This is a genomic window from Actinomyces faecalis (assembly GCF_013184985.2).
In the GTDB taxonomy this organism is placed as follows: domain Bacteria; phylum Actinomycetota; class Actinomycetes; order Actinomycetales; family Actinomycetaceae; genus Actinomyces; species Actinomyces faecalis.
Map to the genome: position 1 here is coordinate 2,454,443 of NZ_CP063418.1, position 15,495 is coordinate 2,469,937.

Annotated in this window: 8 protein-coding genes and 1 riboswitch; of the genes, 4 read left to right on the forward strand and 4 right to left on the reverse strand. The window is 69.4% G+C overall.

Going from position 1 to position 15,495, the window contains the following annotated elements; all coding sequences use genetic code 11:
• Positions 1 to 104 precede the first annotated feature (104 nt).
• Positions 105 to 1,031, forward strand: a complete 927-nt coding sequence (locus tag HRL51_RS10550; protein ID WP_172192024.1) for a copper homeostasis protein CutC — start codon at positions 105 to 107, stop codon at positions 1,029 to 1,031.
• 335 nt (positions 1,032 to 1,366) lie between these two features.
• Positions 1,367 to 2,197, forward strand: coding sequence for a hypothetical protein (locus tag HRL51_RS10555; RefSeq protein ID WP_235954000.1), 831 nt, complete (start codon positions 1,367 to 1,369; stop codon positions 2,195 to 2,197).
• A gap of 169 nt (positions 2,198 to 2,366) precedes the next feature.
• On the opposite strand, the gene metE is transcribed toward HRL51_RS10555, so the two are convergent.
• Positions 2,367 to 4,784 (reverse strand): 5-methyltetrahydropteroyltriglutamate--homocysteine S-methyltransferase, encoded by a 2,418-nt coding sequence (metE, locus tag HRL51_RS10560; protein WP_172191740.1) that lies wholly within the window; start codon positions 4,782 to 4,784, stop codon positions 2,367 to 2,369.
• 123 nt (positions 4,785 to 4,907) lie between these two features.
• A complete protein-coding gene (locus HRL51_RS10565; RefSeq protein WP_172191742.1) occupies positions 4,908 to 5,984 on the reverse strand; it encodes a methylenetetrahydrofolate reductase in 1,077 nt (358 codons plus the stop codon).
• Positions 5,978 to 6,062: riboswitch (SAM riboswitch) on the reverse strand. (Overlaps the previous gene by 7 nt.)
• Positions 6,063 to 6,371: 309 nt before the next feature.
• Here HRL51_RS10565 and HRL51_RS10570 point away from each other — a divergent pair.
• Entirely contained in the window at positions 6,372 to 7,196 is an 825-nt protein-coding gene (locus tag HRL51_RS10570; RefSeq protein WP_172119242.1) for an alpha/beta hydrolase family protein, read from the forward strand.
• A 115-nt stretch (positions 7,197 to 7,311) separates the two neighbouring features.
• Here HRL51_RS10570 and HRL51_RS10575 read toward each other — a convergent pair whose 3' ends face one another.
• Positions 7,312 to 8,433 (reverse strand): endonuclease/exonuclease/phosphatase family protein, encoded by a 1,122-nt coding sequence (locus tag HRL51_RS10575; RefSeq protein ID WP_172191744.1) that lies wholly within the window; start codon positions 8,431 to 8,433, stop codon positions 7,312 to 7,314.
• Positions 8,434 to 8,673: 240 nt separating this feature from the next.
• Here HRL51_RS10575 and HRL51_RS10585 point away from each other — a divergent pair, with 240 nt between their 5' ends.
• A complete protein-coding gene (locus HRL51_RS10585; RefSeq protein WP_244960173.1) occupies positions 8,674 to 13,725 on the forward strand; it encodes a DUF3418 domain-containing protein in 5,052 nt (1,683 codons plus the stop codon).
• Between the two features lie 175 nt (positions 13,726 to 13,900).
• Here HRL51_RS10585 and HRL51_RS10590 read toward each other — a convergent pair whose 3' ends face one another.
• A complete protein-coding gene (locus tag HRL51_RS10590; RefSeq protein ID WP_172191746.1) occupies positions 13,901 to 15,430 on the reverse strand; it encodes a phospholipase D-like domain-containing protein in 1,530 nt (509 codons plus the stop codon).
• Positions 15,431 to 15,495: the final 65 nt, after the last annotated feature.

The following is a 15,495-nucleotide window of genomic DNA, read 5'->3' on the forward strand; positions in this document are numbered from 1 at the left end:
CCCCAGGAGTGGGACACGAGATGACGACGTCGCGTCGCCACCGGCGCAGGCGGCAAACCCGCACGTCGTCGTCGACTACGTGCCAGACTCAGGACATGAACGCGATGAGGCTCACAGGTACGGCACCTTCTCTGCGCCACCTGTCACCTCCGCCTCCCGAGGCCACGCCGTGGCGGGACATGCCTCACGTCGTCGTCGAGATCTGCACGGAGAACGTTGAGGGGATCCGGCTGTCCGCTCGCGCCGGTGCTGACCGCGCCGAACTGTGCGCCAACCTCGGCGCTGGGGGCACCACGCCTTCGATCGGCGAGGTGGAGTCCGCGATCTTCGCAGCGGCGGAGGAGATCGAGCACCGCCGTACGCTGGCAGGTCCGCACTGGGCCAAGCGACCTGACGCCGCCCCCTTTGGCTTGCGCGTCATGATCCGGCCTCGTGGCGGCTCCTTCGTGTTCAGCTCGGACGAGGGCCGCGCCATGGTGGCAGATGTGCGACGCATCGCTGCGCTGGCGAGGGAGATGAGCGAGTACACCAGACCACAGCGAGTAGCTGGTGCCGCAGGACCCCAGCCTCCGGCAGTCGAGATCGGCTTCGTCATGGGCGTGCTCACCGACGAGCACGTCATCGACCGCGGGCTGCTGCGCCTGCTTGTGGACACGGCCGACGGCGCACCGGTGACCTTCAACAAGGCGATCGACGTCACCCGCGACCTCGTCGAGGCCTACGGAGACCTCGGCGGACTAGGGGTGGACTACGTCCTGACCTCGGGAGGCTCCGCTACGGCGCTGGAAGGTGCCGAGGTGCTGCGCGGGCTCGTGAGCACCCCGGGCGGGCCCCGGGTCATTGCCGCCGGCCACGTACGCCCCTCGAACACCGCCGAGGTCATCGAGCGGACCGGGGTGCGCGAGATCCACATGCGCTGCTCCCGCGAGGACTGCGCGCCGGGCGAGCCCCAGCGCACCGACGAGGCTAGGGTCCGCCGCGCCGTTGAGGCTGCCCGGTCCCTGGGCAGGCCCGCTGCCGTTACCCCTTGACCGTGTTCGCTACCCCTTTGCCGCACCTGCTACCCGAGGTAACGTCAAAAAGAGGAGCGATAGTCACCAAGGGGTAGCGAATAATGGGAAAGGGAGCACCAGATTCCCACAGGTCACTTCCGCCCCACCAGCACGTGTCCGGGCTGCACAGGCGTCCCTCGCAACACCCGCGAGAACATCGATCCACAGGCCGCCAGCAGGCACTCGATACACCGCGCAATCCTTGTGACATGTGGACCGCACCCATCACCATCACGTTGGTCAAAGACCTTCCTCTTCACGGGGTGAGTCCCAGCGCTTTCTCCCGATCGGCGCATCGTCCAGACAGCCCCTTCATGCCTCTCCTGCGCGGCGCCTACGTCAACCGCCAGGAGTTCACAGCCCTAGATCTCAGCCAGCGCCACCTCACCCGCGTGTGCGCACTGCGGCTCGTGGGCAGATTGAGCCCCGAGGCAGCCATCGCCCGCGAGTCCGCGGCTGTCCTCCATGGACTACCACTGATCGGTAGCCTCCCGGACCGGGTTCAGCTAGTCCGGCGTGGACGCAGCGGCGGCAAGACGAGCGCTGCGACCCGCACTCTCCCGGCCCCCGAGGACTGCGAGATTATCGAGATCGACGGAGTCCGCGTCACCAGCGTGGCCCAGACCCTCGTCGACCTGGGCCGGCGTCGGCCATTCGCCTCCAACCTGACGAGTCTTGACGACGCCCTGCGACGCGGAAGCGTCACCAAGGATCAGCTCCTCACCCTCGTGAACGCCCACCCACATACAGCAGGCAATATCCGCATCCGCCGGTGGATTGAGGTCGCAGACCCACGCTCTGAGTCTCCAGGAGAGAGCCTCAGCCGTGCGGTCATGCTTGAGCACCACCTACCGCCCCCGAGTCTCCAAGCCAAGATCTGCGACCCACGAGGGCGCTTCATCGGACGTGTCGACTTCATCTGGCCAGACCGTGGTGTCATCGGCGAGTTCGATGGCAACGTCAAGTACGGGCGTCAGATGTCCGGCCGTTCCCTTGATGAGGTCATCCAGGCTGAGCGCCGGCGCGAGATCGCCCTTGAGCAGGCCTCAGGTATGCGAGTCGTGCGCTGGGTATGGAAGGACGCATGGCACCGTGAACCGTTGCTGCACATTCTGGCCGATGTCGGCCTCAACCGCACCCACTGACAGTACGCTCGCTACCCCCTCACTGTGTTCGCCACCCCTTCGTCTTGCCCGCTACCCCGCCGCACGCACAGGCGGGTAGCGAGAAAAACGAAGGGGTAGCGACGGTGGCGAAGAGGTAGCGAACACGAGACTCTTCGGGTAACCAGCGACACCAGCCCCACAACAGGGCTCAGTGCCGCGCGCGCACTCGCTGAGCAGCCTCCACCAGGTGTCGCAGGCTCGCCACCGTCTCCTCATACCCCCGCGTCTTGAGCCCACAGTCCGGGTTGGCCCACAGCTGCCCAATGCCCAGCGCCGCCACGGCACGCTCCAGCAATTCCTCGCACTCGTCCGCCTTTGGCACGCGAGGAGAGTGGATGTCCCACACGCCCGGTCCCAGCTGCCGCTCAAAACCGTGCTCAGCCACCGCCGGCAGAATGTCCATCCGCGAGCGCGAGGCCTCGATCGAGGTGACGTCAGCGTCCAGGTGGTCCACCGCGTCAATCACGACGTCGAACTCGGAGTAGCACAGGTGGGTGTGGATCTGCGTGGCGGCTCCTGCCCCACCCGTTGCCAGGCGGAAGGCGCCCACTGACCACTCCAGGTAGTCCGCACGGTCAGCCTGGCGCAGCGGCAGCGTCTCGCGGATCGCCGGCTCGTCCACCTGGATCACCGCGATCCCAGCCGCCTCCAGGTCCGCCACCTCAGCGCGTAGCGCGATCCCCAGCTGGTCCGCCACCAGCGCACGCGGCACGTCATCACGCACAAAGGACCAGGCCATGATCGTCACCGGCCCGGTGAGCATGCCCTTGAGAGGCTTGTCCGTCAGTGACTGCGCGTAGGAGGACCAGGCCACCGTCATCGGCGCAGGCCTGCTCACATCGCCCCACAGGATCGAGGGCCGCGTGCACCGTGATCCATAGGACTGCACCCAGCCGTGCTCGGTCGTCAGGAAGCCGTCGAGCAGCTCGGCGAAGTACTGCACCATGTCATTGCGCTCAGCCTCACCGTGGACAAGCACGTCCAGCCCGATCTCCTCCTGGAGGTCCACCACGCGGGCGATCTCGTCACGCATCGCCTGCTCGTAACCATCCTGGTCGAGCTCACCCCGGCGCCACGCAGCCCGAGCGGTGCGGATCTGAGAGGTCTGCGGGAAGGAGCCGATCGTCGTCGTCGGAAGAAGCGGAAGCCCCAGGCGCTCCGCCTGGGCCTCCTGACGGTCGGCATAGGGTGCTCGCTGGCGGTCAGCCGCGCTCACGGCGGCGACGGCGGAACGCACCTGTGCCCGGTTCACGCCCGGGTGGGCGGCCCGCTCAGCGCGCAGGCGGGCATCCAGCGCGAGCTCCTGCGCCACCGCCTGCCGCCCCTGGGCGAGCCCACGGGCCAGCACACAGACCTCGGCGACCTTCTGGTCAGCGAAGGCCAGCCACGAACGCACGTCTGCCGGCAGCGAGGTCTCACGCTCGGCGTCGTGCGGCACGTGCTGGAGCGAGGTGGAGGTGCCTACCACCAGCGGCGCGTCCTCAGGCAGGTCACGGCGCAGGCCCTCGAGGAGCTCCAGCGCAGCCTGAAGGTCGGTACGCCAGACATTGCGCCCCGAGACCACGCCAGCCACCACGGTCTTGCCGCCGAGCGCCCGCAGGTCCTGCGCCGTCGGCCGCTGCCCGGCCACCAGATCCAGGGCCACGCCCTCGATCTCGGTAGCAGCGAGGACGGGCAGGGCGTCCCCCAGCGATCCGTAGGTTCCGGCCACCAGTACCTGGGGGCGCTCGGCGATCGCGCCGATCCAGGCGTAGGCGGCGCGGGTAGCCTCCAGCACCTGCTGGCGGGGCACGTCCCAGGCGTCACAGACCAGCGCCGGCTCGTCAAGCTGGACCCACTGGGCACCAGCGGCCCACAGGTCGCTCAGGAGGTGGCCGTAGGCGGCAAGCAGGTCTGTCAGTCGGTCCAGCGGGTGGAAGCCGGGGGCGGCCTCGTCAGAGGCCTTGGCCAGCAGCAGGTAGGTGACTGGCCCGACGACGACGGGGCGCGGCACCTGCTCACCGGCGCGCACGGCCTCCAGTACCTGGGCACCGGGGCCGTCGGTGGGGTCGACGGCGGCGAAGCCGGGCACGTAGTCCAGGGGCGTGTGCTCGTCGAGCTCGGGAACGAGGTAGTGGTAGTTGGAGTCCAGCCACTTGGTCATCTCCAGCGCGGCACGCTCGCCCTGCCCGCGGGCGGCCGTGAAGTAGCCGTCAAGGTCCGTGCCCGGGTGACCCTCAGCCGCGCGACCGCGCAGGTCGGCGAATCGGGTGGGCAGGGCACCCAGAGATGTCGTGACCTGAAGGACCTGGTCGTAGTAGGTGAAGTCTGCCGGGACGGCGCTCAGGCCCTCCAGGCCGAGGTCACGGAGGTGGGCGCGGGTAGCCGAGCGCAGGGACCGGGCGGACTGACGCACGGTGGGCAGGTCACACGAGCCCTTCCAGTAGGACTCCACCGCGCGCTTGAGCTCACGATTGGCGCCGATGCGTGGGTAGCCGAGGATCGTAGCCGGTGGCAAGGGCGTGGTGGGGATGCGAGAGCTCGTGGCAGCGGTTGGCACGGCGCTGGGGCTGTTGGTGGTGGTCATGGGGTGTCTTCCTGTCTGGCAGTCGTTGACGGCGGTGTGCTCGCGGCATGGGGGCGGGCGAGGCGGCGTAGCCTCTGCGGCATCGGCCGGTGGCGGGCCCGCGGCGGCGGGGCCCACCACCCTTCAGGGCCGAGCCGCGTCCGGCATTCGGCCGGTCAACCGCGCACTGGAACCTGGCACGGCGTTGATGTAGGCGCGGGCGATCTCGCGCTGGGTGTAGCGGTCAGGACGCGCGCCATCGAGGACACCGCCCAGACGGAACTGGGAGATGACGTCTAGGGCGGGGCGCGTGCGGTTGAAGGTGTAGAGGTGCAGGCCTGGGGCGCCTCCCTCGATGAGGTCGCCAGCGAGCTGGAGGGTGGCGTCGATGCCGGCAGTGACTACTCCGGCGCCCTGGCGCGACCGCAGGGTCTGGGCCAGTGAGCCCGGCACGCTCACGCCGGTCAGGTCCTCCAGGCGGGTGAGGCGTCGCAGGTCGGTCAGCGGGATGATTCCGGGCAGGATCGGCATGGTCACGCCGCAGTAGCTGGCGGCACGGGTCAGGGCAAGGTAGTCCTCGGCCTCGTAGAAGACCTGGGTGATGGCCAGGTCCGCGCCTGCTGCCTGCTTGGCGGCGAGCACCTCGATCTCCCGGGCGTAGTCGACAGCGGCAGGGTAGGCGGCCACAGCGATCTGGACGTGGCGGGTACCGTCGTCGAAGTACTCGGCCTCTACCTCACGGATGACGCGGACGAGCTGGTCGGCGTGCCGCAGCTCGCCGACGACGTCCTCAGCCGCCACACCACGTGGTGGGTCCCCGCGCAGGGCGAGGAAGCGCCGCACGCCCATGTCGAGGAAGAGGCGGACGATCTCGACGACGTTAGCCTTGCGGTAGCCGATGCACGTCAGGTGCGCCATGAGAGGGACGTCTGAGGTGGCCAGGACGTGGGCGACGACGTCCTCTGAGGGGTTGTGCTCGCGCACCACGTGCAGGCGCGTCGGGGAGCCCGCTGCCGCGGTGGGGCCGCCCACCGTCGTGACGAAGCGAGGCCGGTAGGTCACTGAGACGAAGTCGGGGCGGGCCACCAGCAGCCGGTCGAGCGCGCCCCAGGTCTGCGAGGAGTAGCGGCCCGGGCGAGGCGGAAAGAGCTCCAGGGACAGGCTCGGTGCGGTCCTGCGGGCATCTGGCTGTGCCAGGGAGTGCGACATGATGTTCTCCATCGGTCCTGGCGGAAGCACCCCGCACGAGGGTTGCTGCGGCGTCATTGAGCCAGGTCTCTCAGCCGCTCTGGATGGATGTTGAGGCAGACCTTACCCTCATGCCAGGGCCCGGACGCAAATCGCTCCATACCGCGAGAAACTAACCATTCGATTGACTTTCCGTCGCCGTCGCTACCCCTCCGTCTTGCTCGCACCCCTGCCATACGCACCAGCGGGTAGCGACTATGGCTCAGAGGTAGCGGCCAGCGGGAGATGGGAGCGAACCCCGCACCCTCCAGACCAGTACCAAGACACGCAGCCTCGGGAACATCACGCTGCCAGCGCAATCCCGCAGGCCTAAGACCCAGGTCCATCGCCCATGAGCGCGCACTGTCCTAGGTTGAATACATGACTGACGTCCGCATCGACACGGCACGGGGCATCTGCCTGTCCGGGACGATCCTGCTGCCCGACGGCGTCCCCGACCTTGACCCGGAGACGCTCACCAGGCTTGTGCGCGAGGGCGGCACCGCTCCAGCGCGCCACGAGGCCGTCATTGTCCTGGTCCACGACTTCCTCACCGACCGCCACGGCTTCGGCTACCGCTTGGACCAGCTCGCGGCACGGTACCGTCAGGCCGGCTACGCCACCTTCCAGTTCGACTTCTCCGGCCTGGGCGAGTCCGATGATGACATCGTCACCCTGGCAGGGGAGAGCGATGACCTCCAGGCGGTGTGCGGCTGGCTGGAGGACCTGGGGTACGCGCGCCAAGGCGTGCACGCCAACGGCTTCGGGGCGACGGCGGTGCTGCTGGCCCGGCCCGAGCCCGTGCGTGCCGTCGTGCTCTCCGGAGCCGTGGTCAGCCCCCAGTCGATCCTGTGGGAGAACGTCTTCTCCCCCGAGCAGCTCGATGAACTCGACCGGCACGGACTGACCCGTCTGGTGGACGACAACCCCAACTCCCGCCAGTGGAACGTCCTGTCCAAGCAGACCCTGGCTGATGTCTCCCTGCAGGAGCCCACCCAGCTCATGGCAGACCTTCCCTGGCCGGTGCTCATGCTGCACGGCGCACTGACCGAGGAGTTCCCGGACTCCACCGCCGGAGCGACCGAGGGCTTCGCACTGCTGCGCGACGGCAGCCAGCTCGTCCAGGTCCACGCCGAGGACGCGCAGGAGGCGCAGGCTCAGGTGGCGCAGCTGGGCCTGGACTGGTTCGCACGGCGGCTGCGCTGAGACTGCGTGGCGGCTGCGCTGACTATCCCGCCTCCCACACGACTCAGCCCAGCCAGCTCACTGTGTCCGGGCCCCGGTCCAGCCTCCAGCGCCTCATCGCCTGCAGCCCGTCGCCCTAGCGCGCAGTCAGATCCACCACCAGCGCCCGGTGATCCGAACCCGCCACCTCCACGACCTCCGCCCGGCTCGTGCGCCAGCTGGCGCGGTCCACCAAGACGTGGTCGATCGTCGCCCCGAACCACGCCGTCCGTGTAGAAGTGGGCCAGGTCGCTAGACCTCCCACCCCACCCTGGACCCCGGCGTCCACGCAACCGCCCAGGTCGCGCAGGACCGCATGGTCCAGAGTAGCGTTGACATCGCCTGCCACCACGAGTCCTGCTTCAGGAAGCTGGCAGCGCTGGATCACCTCCTCCACGGAGCTGGCCCACAGGTCCATCGTGGAGGGCAGAGGGGCGACGGTGTGCACTCCCAGAAGTGTCGGCCGCAGGTGTCCCTGGAGCTCGCTGCCACCCACTGGTGTCAGGTAGACCGCACCATGCCCCATGCCGGGGGCATCGTGCTGCTCATAGGGGCCGATCACGGCGGAGGTGAGAACCGTCGTCGTCAGCTCACTGCCTGCCTCACCGGCGGTGAAGACCGTGAAGGAAAAGCCGTCCTGGCCGGTGAGCTCCAGCAGCTGGTCGGTGAGCTGCTCGGTGGCCTCCAGCAGGACGACGACGTCAGGCACGATCCTGCGCATCTCCAGTGCGAGGTCGATCGCCTTGGCTCGTCCTTGGAAGGTGTTGAAGGACAGGACCTTCAGGTTGCCTACCCAGTCGCTGGGGTCGGTGCTGACCACCTGGGCCACTGCCGGCCTGACATCGTCATCCTGATGCAGGCCTCGGTCTGCCAGTACCCAGGCGTGTGTCCCGGCCACGAGCACGAGGACAACCGCGATGACGGCGCGCCGGCGCCCCAGGCTCCGGCGCCAGGCTCCCACAAGCGCCAGCACCACGAAGACCAGGCCGACCGCCGCGAACAGGACCACCAGCGCGCTGCGCACCGCCAGAACCTGGGTGAAGGGTGCGCGCGTGGACAGGCGCAGGGCAGGGTTGACTCCTCCCAGCAGGTCCGGGGCGAGGCTGAGCAGGCCGACGCCGCAGATCACCGCAGTGACCGCCCATCCCAGGAGGTGGGTGGTCCGCCGCCACCAGCTCAGTGGTGCGCCGGGACCGGCTTCATCGTGGGAATCGTCCATGGCCCCATCATTACCCCGTCCGCACCTCCCGTCACGACTTCTAGCCCTCCTACCTCCGGCACAGGAGCTCACGACGCCTTGACGTCATGCCCCATCACCACTGGCCGCCTACCGCTCACCGCACCACAGGCACGCCGCCACACTCACGCACCCGCATCCCCACAAGCACGTACGCCCCCAGGCGAAGGCCAGGTCTCACCGGTGCCACGGGGTAGGCCATGGGGGACAATGGCTGCCGGTATGAGCACTGAGACGACACCCTCCGACGCCGGGACCACCGCCGTCCACACCGAGGCAACCACCTCCCCCGCCCCAGACTCTGAGGACATCCCGAGACCTGGCCGCGAGTGCCGGTCCTCACGCGGCCGTAGGCACACCGGGCGCGGGAGGGACCGTGGCCGCCGTTCCTGGCCCGGCTTCACCCCCGAGCAGCTGGCTGCACGCGCCGCGAGCGTGCCAGCCCTGGTCTACCCGGAAGAGCTTCCCGTCTCAGCACGCCGCCAGGAGATCGCTGAGGCGGTCACCCACCACCAGGTGGTCATCGTCGCCGGCGAGACCGGCTCAGGAAAGACCACCCAGCTGCCCAAGATCTGCCTGGAGCTGGGACGCGGGGTCAGCGGGATGATCGGACACACCCAGCCGCGCCGTATCGCGGCCCGCTCCGTGGCCGAGCGCATCGCCCACGAGCTGGGCACGGCGATCGGCCACGACGGCGTGGTGGGCTACCAGGTGCGCTTCACCGAGGAGACCGGCCCCAACACCCTGGTCAAGCTCATGACGGACGGCATCCTGCTCGCCGAGATCCAGACCGACCCGATGCTGCGCCGCTACGACACGATCATCGTGGACGAGGCCCACGAGCGCAGCCTCAACATCGACTTCATCCTGGGCTACCTCGCGCGCCTGCTTCCGCAGCGCCCGGACCTCAAGGTCATCATCACCTCTGCCACCATCGACTCCGAGCGCTTTGCCGCCCACTTCGCCCAGGAGATCACTCGCGAGAGCCCACGCGCGCAGGCCTGCGCCCCCAGCGGGACGGACGACGGCGCAGCCACCTCGGCCCCGGACGACGCGGGCACTGAGCCCACCGCCCGCGTGCCCGCTCCTGTCATCCAGGTCTCCGGGCGTACCTACCCCGTCGAGATCCGCTACCGCCCCCTGCTGGCCGACGACGGGCTGGGCGAGGTGCGCGATCCCAACCGGCACGCCGGTGGTCACGTCCCAGGCGTCGACGCAGGCTCTCGTCCTGCGGCAACAAGCCAGCCCGCCTCACCCCTGACGGACATCGACGCCCTCAGCGAGGCCGAGCTGGAGGCGCTGACCGCACCCGAGCCCCAGGTCCAGGACTCCCTGGCGCCAGGCGGTACCTCGCAGCACGTGCCCCGGCCCGCAGCCGGCGCCGCCCCCATGGCCACGGCACCGGCCGGTGAGCTCACCGACGCCGAGCTCGCGGCCCTGACCTCTCCGGACCCTGCCGTGCGTGCCGCTGCCCGCGCCCGCCGCGCGCAGGTACGTGCGGCCGGGCAGGCCCGCACCAGCGGTGCAGCAGCGACGTCGTCGGCCGCCTCCGTCCCGGCCGCGAGCAGCTCACGACCGCTGGCCCAGGCTGGCGCATCCTCGTCCCCGGCCGCGCCTGCACCGCAGCAGACCAGGCCCGCCCCGCGCTCCCAGGCCCCCACCGAGGACCGTGACCAGGTAACCGGAATCCTCGACGCCGTCGACGAGCTCATGGCCACCGGGCCCGGTGACATCCTCGTCTTCCTCGCCGGCGAGCGGGACATCCGGGACACCGAGTCGGCTCTTATCGACCACCTGGGCCCGCGCTACACGGTGGACGGACGCACGCGCACGCCCGGGGCGGTTGAGGTGGTACCGCTGTACTCGCGGCTGACCGCAGCCGAGCAGCACCGAGTCTTCGAGGCGCACTCGTGCCGGCGTATCGTCCTGGCGACGAACGTCGCCGAGACCTCGCTGACCGTTCCCGGTATCCGCTACGTCATCGACCCCGGGCTCGCCCGCATCTCGCGCTACTCCAACCGCACCAAGGTCCAGCGGCTGCCGATCGAGCCGGTCTCGCAGGCCAGCGCGAACCAGCGTTCGGGCCGTTGCGGGCGCGTGGCCGACGGTATCGCCATCCGCCTGTACTCCGAGGCGGACTACCTCTCGCGCCCGGAGTACACCGAGCCTGAGATCCTGCGCACCTCCTTGGCCAGCGTCATCCTCCAGATGGCGAACCTCGGCCTGGGCGCGGTCGAGGACTTCCCCTTCCTGGACGCCCCGGACCACCGCGCGGTGCGTGACGGGATCCAGCTGCTCACCGAGATCGGCGCGATCGAGCCTGCTGGCAGCAGCCGGGCGGGGCGTGGTCAGGGCTCTGGCCGGGGACCGCGCCTGACCGAGGTGGGGCGGCGCCTGGCCCGGTTGCCGATCGATCCGCGCCTGGGCCGGATGCTGCTGCGTGCCGGCGAGCTGGGCTGCGCGGGTGAGGTCATGGTGATCGTGGCGGCACTGTCTATCCAGGACGTACGCGAGCGACCCCTGGACAGACAGGAGGCTGCGGACGCCCTGCACCGACGCTTCGCAGACCCCACCAGTGACTTCCTGACCTATCTGAACCTCTGGCGCTACCTGCGCACCCAGGGCCGTGAGCTGTCCGGCTCAGCCTTCCGCCGCATGTGCAAGGCTGAGTTCCTTCACTACCTGCGCGTACGCGAGTGGCAGGACGTCCACACTCAGCTCCGCCAGCTCTCCCGGCCGCTAGGCCTGGACGCCGCCCCGGTGGAGCTGCCGACGGCACGCTCGATCCGCGCCGCACGCGAGGCGCTGGAGCCTGGGTCTCACGCCGCGCAGATCGCGCACGGGGACGTGGCGGCAGCGGTCGTGGCCCTGGGCAAGAGCGCGGACACCCCGGATGCCGACGCCATCCACCGCTCACTGCTGGTGGGACTGCTGTCCAACGTCGGTCACTGGGACGAGCGGCGCCGGGAGTACTGCGGTGCGCGTGGCACCCGCTTCATGATCTGGCCGGGATCAGGCCTGCGCCGCAAGACCTATGACTGGGTGATGACCGCCGAGCTGGTGGAGACCAGCCACCTCTTCGCCCGGACGGTAGCCAAGGTCGACTCCCGCTGGGTCGAGGAGACCGCGCGCGAGGCCGGCCTGCTGCGCCAGGTCTTCGGTGAGCCCTACTGGTCCACCAGGAACGGCTGCGCCATGGTCCATGAGAAGGTCATGGTCTACGGGATGACGCTGGCCGCTGACCGGCCCGCCACACTGGCCTCGGTGGGCACGCCGGCAGCACGCGAGGTGGCGCGTGAGATGTTCCTGCGCTCGGGCCTGGTCGAGGGAGGCTGGCACGCCCGTCACGGCTTCGTGACCCGTAACCGGGACCTCATCGAGGAGCTCAGCGACGTCGAGCAGCGCCGGCGTGAGCACGGTCTGCTGGCCAGCGATGAGGCCCTGTACCGGTTCTACGACGACCGCGTGCCTGACGAGGTCACCGGCGCCAGTGACTTCGACGCCTGGTGGAAGCGGGAGAGGAGCCGCAACCCGCACCTGCTGGACTACACCCGTGAGCTGCTGCTGCCCGGGGCCGACGAGGCGGACCTCGCCTCCGGCTATCCTGACACCTGGGTCCAGGGGGATCTCACCCTCGGGCTGGACTACGTCTTCGAGCCCGGTCGGGCCGACGACGGGGTGAGTGTGCTCGTGCCCATCGAGGTACTAGGCCGGTTGGACCCGGCCGGCTTTGACTGGCTGGTGCCGGGGATGCGGCCCGAGCTCGTCGTGGCCACGATCCGGGCACTGCCCAAGCGGGTGCGCCGTCAGCTTGTGCCCGCCCCGGACGTCGGCGCCCAGGTGTGGGCCGCCATGCGCGAGGAGCACCAGGCCTCCGCGGGCGCGAGCGCCCCACAGGTGAGCTTCCAGGAGGCCTTCACCAACGCCGTCGGCCGGCTGCGCGGGGTCGAGGTGACGGACGCCGACTGGGCCGAGGCCGAGGATCACCTGCCCGACCACCTGCGAGTCTCCTTCGTGGCCCTAGACTCCCATGAGCGCGAGATCGGCCGGGGCAAGGACCTGGTCGCGCTGCAAAAGCGTCTGTCCGGGCGCACCGAGGCCGCTGTGCGCTCGGTAGTGCGCGGGGCCCTGGCCCAGGCGATGGCCGAGGCGCAGGACCGCGAGCGCGCACGTACCCGGCGCGGCAAGAAGGCTCGCCGCAAGGACAACGACGGCGCCGCCCTCGGCAGTGCTGGGAGCCGGGCTGTATCGTCAGCCGGCGCCGGAGCACCACGAGACAGGATCCCCGACCAGGGTGCCGGAGGTGCCGGGAGGCCGGCCAGCACAGGCCTGCACAGCGGCCTGGCGGAACGCCGGGGCCTGACTGACTGGCCCCGGGGTGTCCCGGGGCTGGACGGGCCGGAGCGCTCAACGATCCCGGCGACGGTGGAGTCCACCGGGACGGCGGGACTCGTGGTGCGCGGCTACCCCACGCTCGTGGCAGCGGGGGCATCGACGGCGGACCTGACGATCCTGCCTGACGCGCAGGCCCAGGAACGGGCACACGGGGAGGGGGTGACAGCCCTGGCGCTGGCGCGCACGCAGCTGCCGGTGGCACGGGTGACCAGCCGGTGGCGTCCCCAGGAGATCCTGGTGCTGGCTGCCTCACCGTACACGAGCACCGAGGCGCTCGTGGCGGACCTGCAGCTGGCAGCGGCACGCGCAGTCGCGGCCCAGTGGGAGCGTGACAGCGGGCGGCACCTGGCGCAGGTCCGCGAGCGCGCGGTCTTCGAGGAGCTGGTCGCAGCCATGCGCCAAGGGCTGGAGGACGAGATCTACCGGGTGGCGCAGGTGGTAGCGCGCGTGCTCAGCGAGCAGCGTGCGGTGGGCAAGGCCGTGGAGGCGCACACTAGCCTGGCGCTGCTGTCGACCTTGCAGCAGGTGCGTGAGCACGTCGCCGAGCTGGTCTACCCGGGCTTCGTCTCAGCGACGCCAGCCAGCGAGCTCGTCCACCTGCCGCGCTTCCTCCAGGCACTGGCAGTGCGGGTGGACAAAGCGGAGTCATCGCCCTCGCAGGACGCGGCGCTGGCCTACCAGGTCACGCAGGCCGAGGAGATGCTGGCCAAGGCCCGCGCCAAGGCCGCTGGACTGCCGGACGATGCCGAGCGCGAGGCGGTACTGGTCCAGGCGCGCTGGCTCATCGAGGAGCTGCGGGTCAGCCTGTTTGCCCAGACGCTGGGAACGAGCCGAAAGGTGAGCCTGCAGCGGATCAGCAAGCTGCTGGCCAAGGTCTGAGGAGCCCAGGACCGCACTGGCTCCAGTCTGAGACGGGTGCGGCCAGGTCCGGTGGCCGAGGCGATAGTCCTGAGACGGAGCCTCGGTCCCCAGCCGATCAAGAATCCATGAACGCACCAGGGGCGATGCTGGGAGATGACGCGCTTGAGCCACAGCCTCAACCTGCGCCTGATCCTCAGAGCACCGCAGACAACAGGCGGAAGACGTTGTCAACGTAGCGACGGTGCCACGGTTCCTTGGCCCACTCCTGGGCCGTGAGCTCGGTGGAGACCTCACGGTAGACGGCGTCATTCTCACGCAGGAGGTCGTCGAGGTCACCGCCGAAGGCCAGCAGCATGACCTCGTAGTTGAGGGTGAAGGACCGGAAGTCCATGTTGGACGAGCCGATCACCGCCACCTCACCGTCAATCGTCATGTACTTCGCGTGCAGCACCGTCGGCGCCGGGTAACGGTAGATCCTCACCCCAGCAGCCAGCAGGGTCCCGTAGTAGGAGCGCTGAGCGTGGTTGACGATGAGGTGGTCCGACTCCAGCCCCACGAAGAGCTCCACGTCCACACCACGGTAGGCGGCGCTCGTGATAGCCGAGAGCAGGGCCTCGTCCGGGATGAAGTACGGGCTGGTGATGGACACCTGCTTGGTGGCGTTCTGGATGAGGGAGATGAACATCCGCAGGTTCGGCTCTGTAGGGTAGCCAGGGCCAGAGGGAATGATCTGCATCGCGTTGACCACGGCCCCCGGACGCCCAGGCTGCGGAGCAGGAGAGCCAACAACCCAGCCTGGCCTGCGTTGAAGACCTCCCTGGGAGCTGATGGCCGCACCTGCCGGAAGAAACTCCTCCTGCTGCAGAACCTCACCCGACTCGAAGAACCAGTCCATGGTGAACACAGCCTGCGCCTGCGCCACGACCTCCCCGGTCACCTCCACGCTGAGGTCGTGCCAGCGGCGTCCCGCCCGGATGTTGGAACGCAGCCGATAGCTGGGGTCAATGATGTTGTGCGAGCCGATGAAGGCCCGTTCACCATCGATAATCAGCAGCTTGCGGTGGTTGCGCAGGTCCGGGCGCCGGAATCGTCCCTTGAGGGGCAGGAGCGGCATCATGAGCCGCCACTGGATCCCGGCCGCCTCCCACCGGCGCCCCAGTCGGCGCCACCCCGGGTACTTGCGCGAGCCCAGGTGGTCCACGAGCAGACGGACCGTGACCCCACGGGCTGCCGCACGCTCCAGTGAGGAGTAGAAGACGTCAGTGACCTCGTCCCAGCTCTGGATGTAGAACTCGACGTGGACGTGATGACGTGCCTGGTCCACCGCCCTTGCCATGGCCTCGTAGGTGGGCGCAGCGTCACCGTGGAGGCCAACGACCTCGCCGGTCACGCAGGGCAGGCCCGTCAGGCACCGGTTCATGGCCAGCACGGTGGCCAGGTGCTCCGAGGGCTCAGCCCCCTCAGGCACGTCCGGCAGGCCGCTGGTCAGCCTGAGCGTGGCGTCGTTGGCCTCCTCCTGCTGCTCACGGCGGCGTCCGTGGACCCGGGGGCTGCCAAGGAAGATGTACAGCGGCAGCCCCACGACGGGGAGCAGGAAGATCAGCAGCAGCCACGCCGTTGACGAGGACGGGCGCCGGTTCTCTGGCACCGTCCCCAGGGCCGCGATCTTGATCGCGTACTCAATGACAACCCACACTGTCGCGAGCGTCGTCTGCCACTCCATAGCGAGATGATCTCACGGAGCACTGACATGCTGCCGGGGCCGTGCCCCAGGCCGTCCCAGGTCCC